The sequence below is a fragment of the Thioclava indica genome, assembly GCF_000714545.1.
Taxonomy (GTDB): domain Bacteria; phylum Pseudomonadota; class Alphaproteobacteria; order Rhodobacterales; family Rhodobacteraceae; genus Thioclava; species Thioclava indica.
Genome location: NZ_AUNB01000011.1, coordinates 35,290 through 56,312 on the forward strand (window position 1 = coordinate 35,290; position 21,023 = coordinate 56,312).

Consider the following 21,023-nt stretch of genomic DNA (forward strand, 5'->3'; position numbering starts at 1 on the left):
GACCCTACAAAACCCCGGATTCGGGCGCAATTCCATTGAGCGTGAGAAAGCCGGGCGTTATGACGGATAGGCCTGTAGGAGGAGCGCCCATGCCCAGCAAGACCCGTATCACCCCTGAAGAGGCGCTTGCCTATCACCTTGAACCGCGTCCGGGGAAATATGACATCGTCGCATCGACCGCGATGACCTCGCAGCGCGATCTGTCGCTGGCCTATTCTCCCGGTGTGGCGGTGCCGGTTGAGGCAATCGCGGCGAACCCCGAGCTGGCCTATGATTACACGGTCAAGGGCAACATGGTTGCGGTGATCACCAACGGTTCGGCGATTTTGGGGCTGGGCAATCTTGGGGCGCTGGCATCAAAGCCGGTGATGGAAGGCAAGGCGGTTCTTTTCAAGCGCTTCGCCGACGTCAACGCGATTGATATTGAACTTGATACCGAGGACGCCGACGAAATCATCAACGCGGTTAAGCTGATGGGGCCGACCTTCGGAGGCATTAACCTTGAGGATATCAAGGCGCCGGAATGTTTCATCATCGAGCAGCGTCTCAAAGAGATGATGGATATCCCGGTGTTTCATGACGATCAGCACGGCACGGCGGTGATTTGTGCCGCAGGCTTGATCAACGCACTAGAGCTATCGGGCAAGAAGATCGAGGATTGCAAAATCGTGCTGAACGGCGCGGGGGCGGCAGGGATTGCCTGTCTCGAGCTGATCAAAACGATGGGTGCCAAGCATGACAATTGTATCATGTGCGACACCAAAGGGGTGATCTATCAAGGTCGCACCGAAGGCATGAACCAGTGGAAATCGGCCCATGCGGCGATGACCGATGCGCGCAGCCTTGAAGAGGCGATGAAGGATGCGGACGTGTTCCTTGGCGTTTCGGCTAAGGGTGCTGTCACGCCGGAAATGGTGGCGGTGATGGCCGATAATCCGGTGATTTTCGCAATGGCCAATCCCGATCCCGAAATCACCCCGGAAGAGGCGCATGCTGTGCGCCCGGATGCAATCGTGGCCACGGGGCGCAGTGATTATCCCAATCAAGTCAATAACGTGCTGGGTTTCCCCTATCTGTTCCGGGGTGCTCTGGATATTCACGCCCGCGCTATTAACGATGAGATGAAAATCGCCTGCGCGCGCGCCTTGGCTGAGCTTGCGCGCGAAGATGTGCCCGACGAGGTCGCGATGGCCTATGGCCGTAAACTGAGTTTCGGGCGCGATTATATCATTCCGACGCCATTCGATCCGCGTTTGATCCATGTGATCCCTCCGGCGGTGGCGCAGGCTGGGATGGATACAGGCGTCGCGCGGCGTCCGATCATCGACATGGAGGGTTACGCGCAAAGCCTCAAGGCGCGGATGGATCCGACCGCCTCGATCTTGCAGGGCATTCATTCGCGTGCGCGCCAAGCCCAAGCGAAGATGATTTTTGCTGAAGGCGACGATAGCCGCGTCTTGCGTGCGGCGGTTGCTTATCAGCGTGCCGGTATGGGGCAGGCGCTGGTGGTTGGGCGCGAGCAGGATGTAAAGGAACGGCTGGAAGCGGCGGGTCTGGGCGATGCTTATCGCGAGCTTCGCGTGGTGAATGCGGGCAATTCCAAGCATATCGAAAGCTACAAGGACTATCTTTACGAACGGTTGCAGCGTCAGGGCGTGGATCGCGAAGATGCGCATAAACTTGCGACGCGCGACCGCCATGTGTTTGCTGCGCTGATGCTGGTTCATGGCCATGGCGATGGGCTGGTAACGGGGGCGACCCGCAAATCGGCACATGTGCTTGAGCTGATTAACAAGGTGATCGACGCCAAGCCCTCGGATGGGGCGGTCGGGATCACCGCGGTGCTAAACAAAGGACGCGTGGTGCTGATCGGCGATACGTTGGTTCATGAATGGCCCGACGAAAACGATCTGGCCGATATCGCAACCTCGGGGGCGCAGGTGGCGCGCGGGCTCGGGCTTGAACCGCGCGCGGCGTTTTGTTCGTTCTCGACCTTTGGCTATCCTGTGTCCGAGCGCGCGACCAAGATGCATCGCGCGGCGAAAGTGTTGGATCAACGTGGGGTCGATTTCGAATATGATGGCGAGATGACCGTCGATGTCGCGCTGAACATGGACCAGATGGCGAATTACCCGTTCTGCCGTCTGACCGGCCCGGCCAATATTCTGGTGGTGCCGGCGCGACATTCGGCGTCGATTTCGATCAAGCTGATGCAAGAGATGGCGGGGGCGACCGTAATCGGGCCGATCCTGACTGGGATTTCGCAAGCGGTACAGCTCTGCCCAACGTCATCGACGGTGAATGACATCCTCAATATGGCAGCCTTGGCGTCTTGTCGGTTGGGGCAAGCGAAATAAGGCGGGGTGATGATCTATAATCTTGGTTCGATCAATGCTGATCACGTCTATCGCTTGGCGCATTTACCCGCCCCGGGCGAGACGTTAGCGGCGCAGACCTATGCGGTCGGGCTGGGCGGCAAGGGCGCGAATCAGTCGGTTGCGATTGCGCGGGCGGGTGGCTCGGTGCGCCATATCGGGGCGATTGGGCCGGATGGGCGTTGGATGGTTGATCGGTTGGCAGCGGCAGGTGTGGATTGTAGCGCCGTGGCCGACGCTGATGCTGCGTCAGGTCATGCGATCATCAACGTTGATGACGCGGGCGAAAACGCCATCGTCATCTATCCCGGCGCGAACCGTGCGCTGGGTGCGGACCATGTGAGACAGGCATTGGCACAGGCCGGAGCAGGTGACACGCTGATCTTGCAAAACGAGACTGCTTGTCAGGTAGAGGCGGCTCGTTTTGCGCAGGAACAGGGTCTTTTTGTCGTATATTCCGCCGCCCCGTTTGAAGCCGAAGCCGTGCGTGCGGTACTGCCTTATCTCTCGCTTTTGATCGTTAATGAGGTTGAGGCCGCGCAACTTTGTTCCGAGATGAACGGCACACTGGCCGATCTGCCGGTTGAAAATGTGCTGGTCACGCTCGGTGCGAAGGGCGCGGCTTGGTACGACACCGCGCGCGGCCATGAGATCCGTGTTGCGGGGTTTCCCGTGAAGGCCGTTGATACCACCGGCGCGGGGGATACTTACGCAGGCTATCTTGTTGCCGCGCTGGCCGAGGGTCTGGCGGTGAAGGAGGCAATGCGACTGGCGGGTGCGGCTGCTGCGATCAAGGTCACACGTCCCGGCACTGCCGATGTGATACCAACGCGCGTCGAAGTTGATGATTTTCTGGCAAGTCAGCCCAGCGAATAGCCCGTGCCGCGCACCGTGCGCACCGGATCAAGCCCGCCATGCGTCATCAGTGCTTTGCGCAAACGCCCGACATGCACGTCAATTGTGCGCGTATCGACGTAAATGTCGCGCCCCCACACTCGATCCAGCAATTGATCGCGAGTCCAGACTCGGCCCGGTTTCTCCATCAGGGTTGAGAGGAGGCGGAACTCAGTTGGCCCTAATTTCAATGGCTTACCGTCGCGAAACACGCGATGTTCTTCGGAATCGAGCATGATATCGTCGTAAGTCAGCCGCTCTCCCATCGTCGCAGGGCGCGTTCGACGCAGCTGGGTGCGCACGCGCGCCATCAGCTCGACCACAGAGTACGGTTTTACTACATAATCATCCGCGCCCGTTTCGAGCCCGCGCACCCGATCCACCTCTTCCGAGCGGGCAGACAGCATGATGATCGGGATGTGCCGGGTGGCGTTGTTCGATTTCACACGTCGACAAATCTCGATACCCGACACGTTGGGTAGCATCCAGTCGAGCACGATGAGGTCGGGCTTTTCCTCGGCGACCATCAGCAGGGCCTCGTCGCCGTTTTCGGCCATAACAACGCGAAAGCCTTCGGCGTCGAGGTTATAGAACAGGACTTCGCGCTGGGCGGATTCGTCCTCGACCACCAGAACACAGGGCTGTTGCGCGGGTGCCATGTCAGGCCTCCGTTTCGATGACGCTGGAAGATTTCGGGCGGCTGTCATCGGGCAGCTCGCCAGTGACAAGGTAGATCACCTGCTCGGCGATCGAGGTCGCATGATCGCCCATCCGCTCGATATTCTTGGCGATAAAATGCAGGTGCATGCAGGGCGTGATGTTACGCGGGTCTTCCAGCATATAGGTCAGGAATTCGCGAAACAGCGCGTTATACATCTGATCGACTTCCAGATCGCGTTGGCGCACATCGCGGGCAAGCTCAACGTCGCGCTGGATGTAACTGTCGAGCGCGTCTTTGAGCATCGATTCGGTCGCTTGCGCCATCCGGCGGATCGCGGCGGGCGTGCCGCTGATCGGGGGGGTATCGAGCAGAACCTTAGAGCGCTTGGCGATATTTTTGGCGTAATCCCCGACCCGTTCCAGGCTGGCAGAGATCTTGATGACCGACAGCGCAACCCGCAGATCGCGTGCGGCGGGGGCGCGCAGGGCGATCAGGCGCGCAGCCTCTTCGTTGATCTTTTCCTCAAGCTCATCAACGGCGCGATCCCGCAAGCGCACAGCCTTTGCCAGCTCGGCATCGCGTGTTTCTAACGCCTTGGCGCTATTGAGAATTTGTTCTTCAACGATGCCGCCCATCTTGACGACGAGGGCCTGAACGGCCTCTAGGTCGCGGTCGAATGCGGAGAGAATATGGTCGCTCATGCCTGCCTCCTTAGCCGATCCGGCCGGTGATATAGCTTTCGGTCCGGGGGTCGGTGGGGTTTGTGAAAATCTTGTCGGTATCGTCATACTCCACCAGATTACCGAGGTGGAAGAAGGCCGTTTTCTGACTTACACGGGCGGCCTGCTGCATGGAGTGGGTCACGATCACGACCGAGAAATTGGTCCGCAACTCGTCAATCAGTTCTTCGACCTGCGCTGTGGCAATCGGGTCGAGCGCCGAGCAAGGTTCATCCATCAACAGCACTTCGGGCGAGGTGGCGATGGCGCGCGCGATGCACAGGCGCTGCTGCTGGCCGCCCGAAAGCCCGGTGCCCGGCGCGGTCAGGCGGTCTTTCACCTCATTCCACAGGGCGGCTTTGCGCAGCGAGGCTTCGACAACCTCGTCCAATTCGGTACGATTGCGCGTCAGGCCGTGGATTTTCGGGCCATAAGCGACATTATCATAGATCGACTTCGGGAAAGGGTTGGGTTTTTGAAACACCATCCCGACCTTGGCGCGCAACTGCACCGGATCGACGCGGCGATCATAGATATCTTCGCTATCCAGCAAAATCTCACCCTGCACGCGACAGATATCGATCGTGTCGTTCATCCGGTTAAGGCAGCGTAGAAAGGTAGATTTGCCGCAGCCAGAAGGGCCGATGAACGCGGTCACGGTCTTGTCGAGGATGTCGACATCGACATCCTTGATTGCGTGGCTTTCGCCGTAATAGACCTGCACGTTGCGCGCGGTGATCTTGTTGTCGGTGGCGTTCACAGCTCTCTCCGTCAATGTCATGTCGTTCATGGCTGCGTCTCCTTACCAGCGGCGCTCGAATTTGCGGCGCAAAATGATCGCGATGATGTTCATGCTCAGCAGAAAAACCAGCAAGATGATGATACCGCCCCAGGCGCGTTCGTAAAATGCCGGGTCGGCGCGTTTGGCCCATTCGTATATTTGGGCGGGCATGGCCGAGTTGGGCGAGACGAACCCGTCGACGAACCCGTCGGGCGTGTTGGTCGCGACATAGCCGACCATGCCGATCAGCAGTAGCGGCGCGGTTTCACCAAGCGCTTGTGCGAGCCCGATGATCGTTCCGGTCAGGATGCCGGGCATTGCCAGCGGCAGGACGTGGTGGAACACCGATTGCATCTTGGAGGCCCCGACCCCAAGCGCCGCATCGCGGATCGAGGGCGGCACGGCCTTAAGCGCGGCGCGGGTCGAGATGATGATCGTGGGCAGCGTCATCAGTGTCAGCACCAGACCACCTACCAGCGGAGCGGATTGTGGCAGATGGGCGAATTGGATGAAGACGGACAGGCCGAGGATCCCGAACACGATAGAGGGCACCGCGGCGAGGTTGGAGATGTTCACCTCGATCAGGTCGGTAAAGCGGTTTTTCGCAGCGAATTCCTCAAGATAGATCGAGGCCGCAACGCCGATGGGCAAAGCCAGCGCGAGAACGACCAGCATCATGTAGAACGACCCCAGCATCGACACACCGATCCCGGCCTGTTCCGCGCGCGAATCCGAGGCATCGGCGCCAAAGATGAAGGCGCTGTTGAAGCCCTTATGGATCACCCCGGCCTCGCGCAACGCATCTGTCAGATCGAGCTGGGCGACGCTGATATTCTTGTCTTGCGCGATATCGGCGCGCTTCACCCGGCCCTTCAAGTAGCCATCGACGCGCGAGGAGGCGAGGATCTTGAAATCAATCGTCTGGCCGATCAGCGAAGGATCGGCGAGCACACGATCACGCACCTGCGAGGCGGCCGAGGCTGAAATCAGGTTCTTCAGCTCTTTCGCTTTGCTCAAATCCGTCTCTATTCCCGCCTTTTTTACGACATCCAGCAACCCGTTCTGAATGAGCGGGGCATAGGTAAAGGTCGTGGCTTTCTTGAGATCAGCGAGATCACGGTTGCCCTTTTTGTCGATCTTGGCCGGATCCAGATAGACCGGCACATTGATGAAGGTCTGTTGAAAGGCCGAGCTTCCGTTCATCACGATTGTCGAAAGCAGCAACACGAGAAAGGCGATACCGATGCCGATTGCACCGATGCCCATCGCTTTGAAACGACTTTCCGAAGCGTTGCGGCGTTTCGTGCGCGCATCAACCGCATGCAGAGAGCGGCTTGTCGGTTTGTGCGGTGCGGAATGGGTCGCGTCACTCATTCGTATTGCTCCCGATATTTGCGCACGATCCAGAGCGCGAAGATGTTAAGACCCAGCGTGATGACAAAGAGCGTCATAGCCAGCGAAAAAGCCACCAGCGCCTCGGGGGAGGCGAAATCGGCGTCCCCGGTCAACTGGCTGACGATCTTGGCGGTTACGGTGGTCATCGCGTCAAACGGGTTGAGCGAAAGCCTTGCCGCAGCGCCTGCGCCAAGCACGACGATCATCGTCTCGCCAATCGCGCGCGAGGCCGCGAGCAGAATGGCCCCGACGATGCCGGGTAGGGCGGCTGGCAAGATCACCTGCTTGATGGTTTCCGATTTCGTGGCGCCCAGACCGTAAGACCCATCACGCAGGCTTTGCGGCACGGCGTTGATGATGTCATCCGATAGCGAGGATACGAAGGGGATCAGCATGATGCCCATCACCAACCCTGCGGTCATAACTGCGGTGCCGGCATGCATCCAGCCATTCTCGGCAATTGCTGCCGTCGGGCCGTTCGGGCCGAAGATCGACATCAGGAACGGGCCGACGGTGAGCAGGGCGAACAGACCGTAGACGATGGTGGGGATCCCGGCGAGAATTTCGAGCAGCGGCTTGATCGCGCTGCGCACTGGATGCGAGGCATATTCCGACAGATAAACGGCCGCATAAAGACCAATCGGCACCGCGACCAGCAACGCGATAAACGAGATATAGAGCGTGCCCCAAAGCAGCGGCAGCATACCCAGCTCGGATCCGCCGCCAAAGCTTGGCGTCCAGTTCAGGCCGAAGAAGAACTCTTTGATCGGGTAAAGATTGAAGAACTCGACCGTATTGAAAATAAGCGACAAAACGATGCCGACCGTAGTGAGGATCGCGACGCTCGCTGCCGCAATCAGCAGGCCACGCACCCCCGTTTCGACGGCATTGCGTGCGCGAAACTCGGGGCTGACCAGACGCAGGCTAAGGGCGAGGCCGATCAATGTCGCGAGAAGCGTTGCCACAGTCAGGATCATGCCAGTGGCATTCAGGGCGAGCAGCAGAACGAACAGTACCAAGGCGGGGAGAAAGGCGGACATCGCAACAAGCGCGCCCGCGTAGGATGGCAGGGAGTGGAGCCGTCGGCGGTCTCCGTCCACCGAACTAAGCGCCCGCGACCGCCCCATCACAAAGCCCGCACCTGTCAGCGCCAGCACGATTACGAAGATCCAGAAAACAGGCATATGCCTCGCCTTTGTCTTGGAAAAGGTCCTAAAAGGGCGGTGGGGGCGACGGAATATGCCGCCCCCGAAGCCGCGTCATGAAACGCGGATCCTGATTATTGCATCGTGGTTTCGTTTGCCACGGCGTCTTGCGTCTGGGCCAGTTCCGGGTCCGAAACGAGACCGTATTGCGCCAGCGGGCCGTCAGAGCCGGCCATGTCGTCAGAGACGAAGAACTCGGCATACTCTTTCAGGCCGGGGATCTCGCCGATATGCGCTTTCTTGACGTAGAAGTAGAGCGGGCGCGAAACCGGGTAGCTGCCATCGGCGATGGTCGCGGTCGAGGGCGCGATGCCCGACATGGTCGCGACTTTAAGCTTGTCGGTATTGTTTTCGTAGAACGCCAGACCGAAGACACCAACGCCATCCGGGTTAGAGGCGATCCGCGCAAGGGTTTCGGTGTAGTCGCCGTCGATATCCACAGCCTTGCCGTCGGTGCGCACTTTCATGCAAGCTTTCGAGGCGGCTTTGTCGTCCATGCCTTCGGCCTTGTAGGCTTCGAACGCGCCGGTGGCTTCGCAGCCAGCTTCGAGGACTTTCTCTTCAAAGACTTCACGGGTTCCGTGCTTGGTGCCGGGGATAAACGCCATGATGTCGGCATCGGGAAGGTTCGCGTTAAATTCGTTCCATTTGCCGTAGGTGTTGTCGACGAGCTTGCCGTCTTTCATCACTTTCGCGCCAAGCGCGTTATACAGGTCGGCGGGTTCGAAGGCGGTGAAGGCCGGGCCATCTTTTTGGCTGGCGAAGACGATGCCATCATAGCCGATGCGGACTTCCATGATGTCTTTCACGCCGTTTTCAGCGCAGGTGGCGATTTCTTTGTCTTTGATTTTGCGCGAGGCGTTGGCGATGTCGATCGAGTTCTCGCCCACACCTTCGCAGAAGCGCTTGAGGCCAGACGAAGACCCGCCCGATTCCACCACCGGGGTCGGGAAGTCGAAGTTTTCACCGAAGGCTTCGGCAACGATCGAGGCATAGGGCAGCACGGTCGAGGAGCCAGCGATCTGGATATTGTCGCGGGCCAGAGCTGCGGTGCCGGAAGCTGCAAGCAGGGCAATCGCCGAGGCGGTGAGGGTGACGGATTTCATGTGTTACTCCCAGTGTTCAGTTGCGGGCCTTCGCGGCCTTGCTGGCGTCGTATTGGGCTTGCGTGACGCTTATGCGAAGGGAATGTAACAGTTGCGTGACAATGTTCGCGGATGTGAGCACGGCGCAGGGGGTGGGGCCGCTCAGCCAAAGATTTAGCGTGGAGTTTCAGTTGTTTACTGATGAAAAAAGGTCTCTATGACGCACGGAATGTGATTACGCAGAGAGATGGTTAATCAAATATTGATGTTAAGTGTTTGTAATTGCTTGCATTTTAATGAAAGCAACCTTGCGCTTGGCGGTGTTTTTGCGTAAACCTATCTCACCGGCCAGGATGGCCAGATCCGATATACAGTTTCACGTGTGGTGCGTTACGGGAGCACGTGGGTGGCAGAGGGTTCTGGTAGGGGTGCCGGAACCCTCTTTGTCTTTTCAAAGGGGGCGTATCTAATTCCTACTCGGGATCGACGCCGCCCAGATCGCAGACGATCTTCCATTCTTTCTCGGTCACAGGCTGCACTGAAAGCCGCATTGAAGTCACCAGCGACATTTCCGTCAAACGCGGATCATCTTTGACCTCGGCCAGCGTAACAGGGCGCTTGAACGGTTTGACCGCCTTGATATCAACGCAATCCCAGCGCGGATCATCGGTGGTGCTATCAGGATGGCTGAGCGCACAAACCTCGACAATGCCGACGACCTCTTTGCCGATATTGGAGTGATAGAAGAACGCGCGATCCCCGATTTTCATTTCACGCATGTTGTTGCGCGCCAGATAATTGCGGATTCCGTCCCATTCCTCACCAGCCTCGCCTTTGGCGACCTGCTGATCCCATGACCATTTGTTGGGTTCGGATTTGAACAGCCAGTAACGCATCAGCCCACTACCTTCTTCCATTCCTGAATACTGACATCGGCGAATAGTCCGGCCTTGGCGTAGGGGTCATTCGTGGCCCACTCGCGCGCGGCGTCAAGGCTGTCGAGCGCGAGGATCACTAACGAGCCACACATCTCGCCCGCCTCAATAAACGGCCCGGCCATAAACACCACGCCCGTTTCGGCGATATAGGCCAGATGAGCGTCGCGGTTATCCTTGCGGATTTGGATCGCGCCGGGTTTGTCGCGGCAGATCAGGGCAAAATACATATCATTCCTCCTTCAAAGGTCGTGCGAGCAATGCCTCGACGGCCTCGGGCACGCTGATTTTCTGTTCCGTCAAGGCCGTGACCATGGTAGCAATAGGCATCTCGATATCGCGGCTTTGCGCCAGTTTAGACACTGCTTTGGCTGTGGCGACCCCTTCAACCGTAATTGCGGGATCAAAGGGTTCGTTGGCGCCAAGTGCATGACCAAGTTTGAAGTTGCGCGATTGGGTTGAGGTGCAGGTCAGCACAAGATCGCCGAACCCCGATAGACCCGAAAGCGTTTCAGCGCGCGCGCCCAGCGTTGTTGCAATGCGCAGCATTTCGGCAAAGCCGCGCGTCATTAGCGCGGCACGTGCAGAATCGCCCAAGCCTGCGCCAATCACCGTTCCCGCCGCGATAGCGTAGACATTTTTAAGCGCGCCACCCAGTTCCGCGCCAATCGTATCGGTCGTGCGGTAAAGACGCAGGTTTGGCGTTGAAAGCGTAGCTTGCAGGCTTTCGGAGTGATCGGCGCAGGCCAGCGTCAGCGCTGTCGGCAAACCGCGCGCAATATCGGCAGCAAAGCTGGGACCGGTCAGAACGGCAGCGCGCGCGCCGGGGCAATGGGCGTGGATCAGGCCGGTTGACCCTTGGCCTGTGGCAATGTCGATCCCTTTTGAGCACGAGACCAGTGTTTTGCCGGAAAGCGCTTTGGCGTGAGCGTTTAGAAAACCACCCATTCGTTGCATCGGCATCGCGAGAAGCAGAGTATCCGCGCCGAAGGCATCGTTCAAATCCGCCGTGATAGAGACGTTTTTCGGCAGATTGACGCCCGGCAACCGTCGCGCATTGCTGTGCGATACCTGCATCTGCTGCGCATGCATTTCATCGCGCGCCCAAAGCGTCACGGGGCCATTTTCAGCAAGGCTGACGGCAAGTGCAGTGCCAAAGGCACCCGCGCCGAGAACGGCAATACTCATGCTTTGGCTCCTTTTTTGCCTGATCCCAAAAGGGCAGGTGACGTCTGATCCAGCGGCCAGCGTGGGCGTGCTGCAAGATCCATCCCGTCGCGCGCACCTGCACGAAAGCGCTCAATCCCCGCATAGGCGATCATTGCTGCATTATCGGTGCAAAGGCGCAAGGGCGGCGCGAGGAATTCCGCGTCAAACTCTACGCAAACAGTCTCTAAGCTGGCACGAATGGCCTTATTTGCCGCGACGCCTCCGGCGACGGCCAATGCGGGGCGCTTTGGTGCATATGCGAGATAATCTTGCAACGCCCGGCGTGACTTTTCCGCCAGAACATCTGCCACAGCCGCCTGAAACGAAGCGCAGAGATCGGCGCGTTGGGCGCGCGGCAGGCCGTCATGCTGGGCGATAATCTTGTCGCGCGCGCGCAAGACAGCCGTCTTGAGGCCGGAAAAGGACATATCACAGCCCGCTCTGTCGAGAAGCGGGCGCGGCAGAGAGATCGATTTGGGATCGCCCTTGGTGGCCTCGAGCTCAACTGCGGGGCCTCCGGGCTGGGGCAAGGCCAAAAGCTTGGCAACCTTGTCAAAGGCTTCGCCGGGGGCATCATCGATGGTGCCACCAAGACGGGTGAAGTCTCCGGGGCCCTTCGCGATCAAAAACTGGCAATGACCGCCTGAAACAAGCAGCATCAGATACGGAAAATCTAACCCATCGGTCAGGCGCGGCGTCAGCGCATGGCCGGCCAAATGGTTCACGCCAATCAGCGGCAGCCCGGCCCCCGCCGCAAGCCCCTTGGCGCACATCACCCCCGACATCACGCCGCCAATCAGCCCCGGCCCGGCAGTGACCGCGATCCCATCCAGCGCGTCCAGCCCGATCCCGGCTTGCTCCAGCGCCTCTTCGACGCAAAGATCCAGCTTTTCGGCATGCGCGCGCGCGGCTATTTCGGGAACGACGCCACCAAATGGCGCGTGCAACTCGGTTTGGCCCGCGACGACGGAGGACAGGATTTCATTTCCCTCGGGCGTGCTGCGTACCACGGCGGCGGCGGTGTCGTCGCAGCTTGACTCGAGTCCAAGGAATGTAAGCGTCTGTGTCATCAGGGCCGATGTTGCTTGAGCGTTGCTTCGCAGGTAACACCGGGGAAGGGTCCACACAATCCCGAGGCGCATTTGGCAGATGGGTGAGCGTATCGAAAAACCGATTCTGCTGCTGACGCGGCCGCGTGCGAGCTCCGAGGCGTTTGCGCGCCAGTTTCACGCGCGGTTTGGGGCTGATTGGCCGGTGATCATCTCGCCATTGCTTGAGATTGCGCCCTTGGATGCGACAATTCCTCCTGCTGACGCGCTGATCTTTACCTCACAACATGGTGTGAGCGCTTTTGCCGCGCGCGAGAACGCAGACGGGCGCATTGCCTATTGCGTTGGCGCGCGCACGGCGCAGGCGGCGCAAGCGGCGGGGTTCAAGGCGATCGCGGGCGAGGGGGGCGCAGAGGCGCTTGTGCCGGTGATTGCTGGCGAGCATCGAGGGGGCAGTTTGCTGCATGCGCGCGGCGAAGAGGTGGCGTTCGATGTCGCCAAAGCGCTTAATTTGGCTGGAATAGAGACGAAAACGGTCATTTTGTACCGTCAAAGATCTTTGCCACTCTCCGCAGAAGCGATCACCACACTTGAAGGTAAGGCGAGCGTGCTCGTTCCGCTTTTTTCACCCAATAGCGCGCGCGCATTTCAAGCGGCATTGCCTGAAACCCATACGCCTCTATTCATTGCGGCGATCAGTGCAGCGGTGGCGAAAAGCTGTCTTCCGGCAGCCCATAATCGCATCGACGTGGCGCCTTCGCCGGATGCGAATGGGGTGCTGGAAGCCTTATCCTCTTTGCTGCGCGCGCAAATGGCGGGTTGAGCCGGGGGCGGCACCTCTCTAGATTGATGGAATAACGCGAAATTTCGGCGCGAATCTTGGAGGGCGTGGCCAATGGCAAAACCGAGAACCCGGAAACCGAAATCCGAGGATCTGCCAAATGATATCGTTGAAGACGCTGAAGTTTCGGGCGTAGATCCAAAAGTCGACGTGAGCGAAGATACTCAGCCAGCGGGCAAGGATGAAACCGAGGTGGTGCTTGATAGCGCGGACACGGTGGCAGCTTCTGATGACTCTGTCGTGGCGGATGAGCCAATCATCACGCAAGATCCCGTTGATCCGCCTGAGGCCAGTGATGACGCCGTTGCCGAGACGGCAGATACCCCTCCAGAGGATCCACTAACTGAAGACGCGCCCACGGAAGACACGCCCAAGCCAGAGCCGGTGGTGCAGCCGCAAACCGTCACAGTGAAACGCGGGGGTTTCATGCCGCTATTGCTGGGTGGCGTCATTGCCGCGGTGGTCGGTGCGGGCGCTGCGATTTACACGCTCCCCAAGCTGCCGCCGCAATTTGCCGCATGGTTCCCTGCCGCGCCCGATAATGGGGCCAGCGCCGAACTGGAGGCCAAGCTCAGCGCGCAATCGGATAAGATCGACGCGCTTAGTTCGGAACTGGCGGAAATGAAATCGGCGCAACCGCCAGCGCCCGATTTGTCGGGTGTCCAAGGCGCGTTGGATCAGATCGGTTCAGAGGCGCGGGCGAATAAGGCGGCTTTGGATGCGCTCAAGGAACAAGTCTCGGGCTTGTCGGCGTCTGGATCTGCTTCGGATGCAACAGCGCAAGCGCAGATCGAGGCGGCTGCGAAGGCCGCGCAAGAGCGCATTGATCAGGCCGAGCAACAGGCAAAGCAGTTGCAAGATCAGTCTCAAACAGCGGCCAAGGCTGCGATGGCGCAAGCGGCCAGCGCGCGGATGAAAGCGGCACTTGATGCCGGCGCTCCGCTTGATCCGGCGCGGGCCGATTTGCAGGCGGCGGGCGTAACAATTCCGGCGGCGCTGAGTGGCGATGTGCCTTCGTTGCAATCTCTGCAAGCCAGCTTTCCCGAGGCTGCGCGGGCCGCTTTGGCGGCAGCACGCAAGGCGGATAGTGGTGCAAGCATCGGTGATAAGCTGGGGGCGTTTTTGCTGACCCAGACCGGCGCGCGGTCTTTGACGCCGCAAGAGGGTGATGGTCCGGATGCGGTGCTGTCGCGCGCTCAGGGCGATGTGAATACGGGTGATTTGGCAGCGGCCTTGACCGAGATCGCGAAATTGCCCGAAGCGGCGCAACCTGCATTGGCCGATTGGTCTGCGCAGGCGCAGGCACGGGTCGCGGCGCTGGATGCGGCCGGCCAGCTTGGCCAGAATCAATGAGGAGCCGCAGATGATCTGGACGTTTATTAAAGTCGCCCTTTTTCTTGTTATCGTGGCTGCGGCGACGCTTGGGGCCTCGCATCTCGCGGATATGTCGGGCGGTTTGCGGATTTCGACGCTTGGAATGGAATTCACGCTTGGCCCGTTGCAGGCGCTGATTGCGGCGATTCTGCTGTTTGTCGCGATCTGGCTTGTGATCCGGATTGTCGGGTTTTTGGTGGCGTTCTTGCGCTTTATCTCGGGCGATGAAACCGCCATTAGCCGCTATTTTGATCGCAACCGTGAGCGCAAGGGCTACGAGGCGCTGGCTGAGGGCATGATGGCAGCGGCGGCAGGCGAAGGACGGCTCGCGCTGTCCAAAGCGGCCAAAGCCGAGCGGTATTTGCAACGCCCCGAACTGACCAATCTGCTTACGGCGCAGGCGGCCGAGGAAATGGGCGACACCAAGAAGGCGAGCGAAGTTTACAAACGCTTGCTGAGCGATGATCGCACCCGTTTTGTAGGTGTGCGCGGTCTGATGCGCCAAAAGCTGGAAGAGGGCGACACCGATACTGCGCTGGAGCTGGCCAAAAAGGCTTATACGCTCAAGCCGGGTCATCGTGAGGTGCAGAATACGCTTCTCAAGCTGCAAACCGAAAAAGGGGATTGGAAGGGTGCGCGGGGCGTGCTGCAATCCAAGCTGCGCCAAGGCGAGCTGCCGCGTGATGTCTTTAAGAGGCGCGATGCCGTGATGGCGCTGCAAGAGGCCAAAGGCGTGATGGCCGAGGGTGCCAGCGTCGAGGCCCGCGAGGCTGCGATTGCGGCAGCAAAGTCATCACCCGATTTGATTCCCGCAGTTGTGATGGCTGCACGGTCTTACATCGAAAAGGGCAAGCCGCGCGCTGCCGAGCGTCTTTTGCGAAAGGCTTGGGGGGCGCAACCCCATCCCGATCTGGCGTCGGCCTATGCCGAGATCGCGCCCGATGAGGAGCCTGCAAAACGCCTCAAGCGGTTTGATAAATTGTTGGTGACGCGTCCCGAGCATGAAGAAACCCGTCTTCTCAAAGCCGAGTTGAACATCGCCGCCGAAGATTTCCCCGCCGCCCGTCGCGCGCTGGGCGATCTGCCTGAAACCCATCCGACCGCGCGTGTTCTTGCGATCATGGCGGCGGTCGAGCGGGGCGAAGGCGCGGATGATGCTGTCGTGCGGGGTTGGTTGACGCGCGCGCTGACGGCTCCGCGTGGACCGCAATGGTGCTGCGACAATTGCCAAAACATCCAGTCCGAGTGGACTCCGGTGTGTGACAATTGCGGTGGGTTTGACACGTTGAGCTGGCGTGAAACGACGCAGCAGGCAGCGCCTTTGCCGCATGGTGCCGAGATGCTGCCGCTGATCGTGGGCAAGCCCGAACCTGTGGTGGAGCCGGAAAAAGAGGTCGTTGACGCCGAAGTGGTTGAGCCCAGCGAGACGGTCGATGCCACAGAGGAAAAACCGGCAGCGATCTGACGCATTTTTGGGCTACACATCCGAGCGCGCCCATGCTAATCGCCCGCTAACGGGGCAAATCGCCTATGGCATTTTGCTCATAAGGTCGCCGCACTAGCTCAGTTGGTAGAGCACATCATTCGTAATGATGGGGTCGGGGGTTCGAATCCCTCGTGCGGCACCACTTCTTCTTGTTTTTGCTGATCTACCAAGTGGTTTTTATCCACTGTGGCTGAGCCTCGCCTCGTTTTAAGGCGGACAATACCGCGAATGAGCAGTGCATCCGTTCTTGCGGCTAGGCGATTGCAAGGCAATCGGCGCGAGAGCGGGCATTCTGACAGAAATAGGGACAGTCGCGGCCGTCGCAGCGCCTCTATGAGGGGTGCGATATCGCTGTGCCCATCATCGGCTAAGCGGTGGATGAAAGCCTGGCCCAAGAACAACAAAAGCCGCCCAACATATTCATGTCGCGCGGCTTTTTGATGGTCTTTGGTGCCCAGGAGAGGACTCGAACCTCCACGCCTTGCGGCACACGGACCTGAACCGTGCGCGTCTACCAATTCCGCCACCTGGGCAGGTGTCGTGAAGCGCGATTTACAGAGCGGCGCAGGTGCTGTCAACGGGGCGCAGCACGAATTATTGTGAGACCGGCATGTTCGTCGCCTTTAGTCTTGTTCCTGTGGGGGCGAGGCGGTAATCAGTAAGTCAATTCTTTGCAAGGAAAGGCCTATGCGCATGTCCAAGCTGGTCACGATCTACGGCGGTTCGGGGTTTGTCGGGCGGTATATTGCGCGCAGGCTCGCAAAAGAGGGCTGGCGCATCCGGGTTGCCGTTCGCCGTCCGAATGAGGCGCTTTTCGTCAAGCCTTACGGTGCCGTGGGGCAGGTTGAACCCATTTTGTGCAACATTCGCGACGAAGACAGCGTGCGCGCCGCGATGATCGGGGCCGACGCGGTCGTCAATTGCGTCGGCATCCTCGTGAACGAAGGCAAGAACAAGTTTGATTCGGTTCAGACGGCGGGCGCTGCGAACGTGGCTCGCATCGCGTCTGAGCAGGGCATTGCAAGACTGGTGCAGATTTCCGCAATCGGCGCGGATAGCGACAGCCCAAGTGCCTATGCCCGCAGCAAGGCTGCTGGCGAAGCTGCTGTGCTAGAGGCTTATCCGAATGCCGTGATTCTGCGCCCGTCGATTATCTTTGGCAGTGAAGACGGGTTCTTCAACAAATTCGCCGCGATGGCGCGGTTCACACCAGCCGTGCCGATCACTGGCGGCGACACGAAATTCCAGCCGGTTTATGTCGATGACGTCGCCAAGGTTGCGGCGATGGCGGCAAGCGGCGACGTCGCGCCCGGAATCTATGAGCTGGGTGGCCCCGATGTCGAAACCTTCCACGATCTGGTCAAGAAAATGCTTGGCGTAATCAATCGCCGCCGCTTTGTGGCCTCGCTGCCGTTCTGGCTCGCGGGCCTTATGGGAGGCGTGTTCGATCTGGTGCAGACGGTAACGGGCGGGTTGATCGTCAACCGTATCCTGACGCGCGATCAGGTGAAAAACCTGCGCGCTGATAATGTCGTGGCCGAGGGTGCCAAAGGATTCGCCGATCTGGGCATTACGCCAACCGCGATGGGTGCGATCCTACCCGACTACCTGTGGCGCTTTCGCCCCGACGGACAGTATGACGCGATCAAAGCCTCGGCGAAAAATCTGCATAAGTCTTTGTGATTAGGCGCCGTTTGCGCACCCGACCCCTTAGCAAAGGCTACTCAGATTGACTTATTTCAACGACGTCCTGCTTGGCGTGATCGAAGGCATCACCGAATTCCTTCCGATTTCCAGCACCGGGCATTTGTTGCTGGCCGAGCATTGGCTCGGGGCGCGCTCGGACACCTATAATATCGTTATCCAGGCCGGCGCGATCTTGGCGGTGACGCTGATCTATTGGCGCCGTATCGTTGAATTGCTGACCAACTGGCGCGACCCGGACAACCGCGACTATCTGGCGAAGCTGACGGTGGCCTTTCTGATCACCGCCGTGCTGGGGTTGATCGTGAAGAAGCTGGGGTTCGAACTGCCGACGACGATCCAGCCGATTGCCTGGGCGTTGGTAATTGGCGGCTTCTGGATGATCGCCGCCGAGCGGTTTGCCGAAAATCAGCCGGATCGCAGCGTTATTCTGTGGCGCGTCGCAATTGCTGTCGGCTTGGCGCAGATCGTCGCGGGGGTTTTCCCCGGCACCTCGCGCTCTGCCGCGACGATTTTTGCCGCGATGCTACTGGGCACCTCGAACCGAGGCGCGGCGACGGAATTTGCGTTTCTCGTCGGTATTCCGACGATGTATGCGGCGAGTGGTTATGAGTTGCTTAAGCAAGCCACAAGCGGCGGCGGCGCACATGCAGAAAACTGGACGTCGATGGGCATTGCCTTTGCCGTTTCCACAGTGACAGCCTTTATCGCCGTAAAGTGGCTGCTGGGGTTCATCCAGACGCATCGCTTTACGGCCTTCGCGATCTACCGCATCCTTTTCGGCGGGCTTCTGCTGGGACTGTCTGCGATGGGCCTTTTAGGCTGAGGTGAGCGAATCAGCTTTATAGAGGAGGTCATGCGTTGATTTCCTCGCCTAATTCTAATTTAGGTAATCTTTGCTGACCTAAAATTTACGAAATTTGCAGCAAGAGTTGCGTGGAACTCGAATTATTTCGTATTTAAGTCAGCATTGCTTACTTTTATTGCTCTGCGAACCAGTGTAGCAAGTCTTACCCACAGTATTCTTAGGGAGACGCCGACATGGCCAAGCAGCCGATGCTCAAGTTCGTGAAAACGGCGAAAGAGATGCCTCAAAAACGCGACGCGGACGTGCGCTCGCATGATTTTGACGAAATCTATCGCGAATTCGCGGCGGAAAAGGCAGCCGAGCAAGCAAGTCGGTGCAGCCAATGTGGCGTGCCCTATTGCCAATCGCATTGTCCCTTGCACAACAACATCCCCGACTGGTTGCGCCTGACCGCTGAGGGCCGGTTGCAAGAGGCTTACGAACTGAGCCAAGCCACCAACACCTTCCCGGAAATCTGCGGCCGTATCTGCCCGCAAGATCGCCTGTGTGAGGGCAATTGCGTGATTGAGCAGTCAGGCCATGGCACCGTCACCATCGGCGCGGTTGAAAAATACATCACCGACACCGCCTTCGATATGGGCTGGGTCAAGCCGATCAAACCGCTGAACGATCGTGCGGAATCGGTGGCGATCATCGGCGCTGGTCCCGGCGGGCTGTCGGCGGCGGATGTGCTGCGCCGCGCTGGCGTGCAGGTCACGGTTTATGACCGCTATGACCGCGCGGGCGGCCTGCTGACCTATGGCATTCCCGGCTTCAAGCTGGAAAAAGATATCGTCATGCAGCGCGTGCAGCAGCTTGAAGACGGTGGCGTCGAGTTTGTGATGAACTGCAATGTCGGCACCGATATCTCGTTTGATGCGATCCGGGGCAAGCATGATGCGATTCTGGTTGCGGCGGGCGTTTATAAAACGCGCGAGTTGACGGATCCGGGCGCGGATGCTGATGGAATCGTGCGTGCGATTGATTTCCTGACGGTGTCGAACAAGAAAAGCTTTGGCGATGATGTTCCCGAGTTTGAAGACGGCACGCTGAACGCCGAAGGCAAGCGCGTGGTTGTCATTGGTGGTGGCGATACCGCGATGGACTGCGTGCGCACGGCGATCCGTCAGGGCGCCACTTCGGTGAAATGTCTCTATCGTCGCGACCGTGCCAACATGCCCGGCAGCCAGCGCGAAGTGCAAAACGCCGAGGAAGAAGGCGTCGAGTTCGTCTGGCTTGCGGCACCCGCAGGCTTCTCTGGCAATCCGGTGGCTTCGGTCTCGGTACAGCAGATGCGTTTGGGCGCGCCCGATGCGTCCGGTCGTCAAAGCCCCGAAAAGATCGAAGGCGGCATCTATGATGAGCCGGCCGATCTGGTGATCAAGGCGCTTGGTTTTGAACCCGAGAACCTGCCCGAGCAATGGGATGCGGCCGAGCTGGAAACGACCCGCTGGGGCACCGTCAAGGCCGAGTTTGGCACCCATGCGACGTCAATCCCTGGCGTCTACGCAGTGGGCGATATCGTGCGCGGGGCAAGCCTTGTGGTTTGGGCGATCCGCGACGGGCGTGAGGCAGGGACCGAAATCCTGCGCTATCTCGAGAATGTAGCGGCTGTCGCGGCAGAATGATCGCACCGCGACGACGTTTCCAAAAGGGCTGAGATAATAATGAACAAGGGCGCAATTTTTTGGGCAATCTGTGGGGGGCTACTGGCCGCCCTGCCTGCGCATGCGGCCAATTTCATCCCGCCCCAAGGCTGCGAAGTTTACATGACCGCACAGCTTCACAACTGTCAGGTTGCTAATTTCTACACCTGTGCGGCGGATGATGCGGGCGAACAATGGGTGTCATATGCCGATGGCGAGGGCACTTATTTCCTCAGCCACATCGATAGCGAAACCCGCTGGATCGAGGCCTATTCGCTGGACACCGGCGAGATTGATCTGCTTGATCAGGCCGCGTCCAAAGATAACGCGTCGTTTAGCGATTTGTTGGCCTCGGGGCGCGATGATTATGACTTCATCACGCGTAATAACTTCGCCCAAACCCAGCGCTATGTGGGGGTTGATACGCTGACGGGCGAAAACGTTACGATTGATGGCGTGCCGCTGGAAAAAAGCAGCTTTAATCTCAGCGCATATGATGTGCAGGGGCAAAAGCTGTCTACGCGCAAAGGCGTGCAATACATCAGCCGGAAGTACCGGATTTTTCTGAGCGGGCCGGAAAGTTACGAAAACGCCTCGGGTGAAAAGCAGTCTTTCGACGACACTCCTGCGCGGTTTGATTTTCCCGGCGATCCGGGTTTTTCCACCGAAACGCCTGAATATGACTGCGATATGATGATGACGGGGATTTCCCCTGAGGGCGGGCTCGGATGAGCGCCGCCCAAACCTTGCCGAGCGCCGCCAAACGTTGGTGCGCCGATCTAGACGCCACAGGTTTAACGCTTTCTCCGAAGGAGGC

Annotated in this window: 19 protein-coding genes and 2 tRNA genes; 10 read left to right on the forward strand and 11 right to left on the reverse strand. The window is 59.0% G+C overall.

From position 1 onward, the window contains the following. Positions 1 to 89: 89 nt before the first annotated feature. Together DT23_RS03835 and DT23_RS03840 are read left to right on the forward strand one after the other, a co-directional pair. The gene (locus tag DT23_RS03835) at positions 90 to 2,357 is read left to right on the forward strand and encodes an NADP-dependent malic enzyme (RefSeq protein WP_038128404.1); all 2,268 of its coding nucleotides are present in this window, start codon (positions 90 to 92) and stop codon (positions 2,355 to 2,357) included. 9 nt (positions 2,358 to 2,366) lie between these two features. Beyond that, on the forward strand, positions 2,367 to 3,251 hold the full coding sequence (locus DT23_RS03840; RefSeq protein ID WP_038128406.1) for a ribokinase: 885 nt from the start codon (positions 2,367 to 2,369) through the stop codon (positions 3,249 to 3,251). Here the strand turns inward: DT23_RS03840 and phoB are convergent. The 10 genes from phoB to tsaD form a co-directional block, all read right to left on the reverse strand. Beyond that, entirely contained in the window at positions 3,236 to 3,928 is a 693-nt protein-coding gene (phoB, locus tag DT23_RS03845) for a phosphate regulon transcriptional regulator PhoB (RefSeq protein ID WP_038128407.1), read from the reverse strand. The two genes, DT23_RS03840 and phoB, sit on opposite strands and share 16 nt — an antisense overlap. A 1-nt stretch (position 3,929) precedes the next feature. Next, positions 3,930 to 4,631, reverse strand: coding sequence for a phosphate signaling complex protein PhoU (gene phoU / locus DT23_RS03850; protein WP_038128408.1), 702 nt, complete (start codon positions 4,629 to 4,631; stop codon positions 3,930 to 3,932). A gap of 10 nt (positions 4,632 to 4,641) precedes the next feature. Further along, positions 4,642 to 5,439, reverse strand: a complete 798-nt coding sequence (gene pstB / locus DT23_RS03855) for a phosphate ABC transporter ATP-binding protein PstB (protein WP_038128409.1) — start codon at positions 5,437 to 5,439, stop codon at positions 4,642 to 4,644. Positions 5,440 to 5,451: 12 nt separating this feature from the next. Next, a complete protein-coding gene (gene pstA, locus DT23_RS03860) occupies positions 5,452 to 6,804 on the reverse strand; it encodes a phosphate ABC transporter permease PstA (protein ID WP_038128410.1) in 1,353 nt (450 codons plus the stop codon). Continuing rightward, the gene (pstC, locus tag DT23_RS03865; protein WP_038128411.1) at positions 6,801 to 8,009 is read right to left on the reverse strand and encodes a phosphate ABC transporter permease subunit PstC; all 1,209 of its coding nucleotides are present in this window, start codon (positions 8,007 to 8,009) and stop codon (positions 6,801 to 6,803) included. Before pstC ends, pstA begins: the two co-directional genes overlap by 4 nt. A 95-nt stretch (positions 8,010 to 8,104) precedes the next feature. Further along, positions 8,105 to 9,136, reverse strand: coding sequence for a substrate-binding domain-containing protein (locus tag DT23_RS03870; protein ID WP_038128412.1), 1,032 nt, complete (start codon positions 9,134 to 9,136; stop codon positions 8,105 to 8,107). Between the two features lie 452 nt (positions 9,137 to 9,588). Further along, positions 9,589 to 10,011: an EVE domain-containing protein gene (locus DT23_RS03875; protein WP_038128413.1), complete on the reverse strand. Its 423-nt coding sequence runs from the start codon at positions 10,009 to 10,011 to the stop codon at positions 9,589 to 9,591. Further along, positions 10,011 to 10,280, reverse strand: a complete 270-nt coding sequence (locus DT23_RS03880; protein WP_038128414.1) for a YciI family protein — start codon at positions 10,278 to 10,280, stop codon at positions 10,011 to 10,013. Before DT23_RS03880 ends, DT23_RS03875 begins: the two co-directional genes overlap by 1 nt. A gap of 1 nt (position 10,281) precedes the next feature. Next, entirely contained in the window at positions 10,282 to 11,238 is a 957-nt protein-coding gene (locus DT23_RS03885; protein WP_038128417.1) for an NAD(P)H-dependent glycerol-3-phosphate dehydrogenase, read from the reverse strand. Next, positions 11,235 to 12,329, reverse strand: coding sequence for a tRNA (adenosine(37)-N6)-threonylcarbamoyltransferase complex transferase subunit TsaD (gene tsaD / locus DT23_RS03890; RefSeq protein WP_038128418.1), 1,095 nt, complete (start codon positions 12,327 to 12,329; stop codon positions 11,235 to 11,237). The genes DT23_RS03885 and tsaD overlap by 4 nt, the downstream gene beginning before the upstream one ends. Positions 12,330 to 12,408: 79 nt before the next feature. Here tsaD and DT23_RS03895 point away from each other — a divergent pair, with 79 nt between their 5' ends. From DT23_RS03895 to DT23_RS03910, 4 genes are all read left to right on the forward strand, one after another. Next, complete coding sequence (locus DT23_RS03895) at positions 12,409 to 13,131, forward strand: uroporphyrinogen-III synthase (protein WP_038128420.1); 723 nt, start codon at positions 12,409 to 12,411, stop codon at positions 13,129 to 13,131. Positions 13,132 to 13,203: 72 nt separating this feature from the next. Then, a complete protein-coding gene (locus tag DT23_RS03900; RefSeq protein WP_051697030.1) occupies positions 13,204 to 14,502 on the forward strand; it encodes a COG4223 family protein in 1,299 nt (432 codons plus the stop codon). Positions 14,503 to 14,512: 10 nt separating this feature from the next. Next, positions 14,513 to 15,988, forward strand: coding sequence for a heme biosynthesis protein HemY (locus DT23_RS03905; protein WP_038128499.1), 1,476 nt, complete (start codon positions 14,513 to 14,515; stop codon positions 15,986 to 15,988). An 87-nt stretch (positions 15,989 to 16,075) separates the two neighbouring features. Next, positions 16,076 to 16,151, forward strand: a tRNA-Thr gene (locus DT23_RS03910). 306 nt (positions 16,152 to 16,457) lie between these two features. Here the strand turns inward: DT23_RS03910 and DT23_RS03915 are convergent. Then, positions 16,458 to 16,542, reverse strand: a tRNA-Leu gene (locus DT23_RS03915). 160 nt (positions 16,543 to 16,702) lie between these two features. Here DT23_RS03915 and DT23_RS03920 point away from each other — a divergent pair. From DT23_RS03920 to DT23_RS03935, 4 genes are all read left to right on the forward strand, one after another. Beyond that, on the forward strand, positions 16,703 to 17,692 hold the full coding sequence (locus DT23_RS03920; protein ID WP_038128501.1) for a complex I NDUFA9 subunit family protein: 990 nt from the start codon (positions 16,703 to 16,705) through the stop codon (positions 17,690 to 17,692). A gap of 46 nt (positions 17,693 to 17,738) precedes the next feature. Beyond that, positions 17,739 to 18,539: an undecaprenyl-diphosphate phosphatase gene (locus DT23_RS03925; protein WP_038128422.1), complete on the forward strand. Its 801-nt coding sequence runs from the start codon at positions 17,739 to 17,741 to the stop codon at positions 18,537 to 18,539. A gap of 215 nt (positions 18,540 to 18,754) precedes the next feature. Further along, positions 18,755 to 20,188, forward strand: coding sequence for an NAD(P)-dependent oxidoreductase (locus tag DT23_RS03930; RefSeq protein WP_038128424.1), 1,434 nt, complete (start codon positions 18,755 to 18,757; stop codon positions 20,186 to 20,188). A gap of 39 nt (positions 20,189 to 20,227) precedes the next feature. After that, positions 20,228 to 20,938, forward strand: a complete 711-nt coding sequence (locus DT23_RS03935; protein WP_156023849.1) for a hypothetical protein — start codon at positions 20,228 to 20,230, stop codon at positions 20,936 to 20,938. Positions 20,939 to 21,023: the final 85 nt, after the last annotated feature.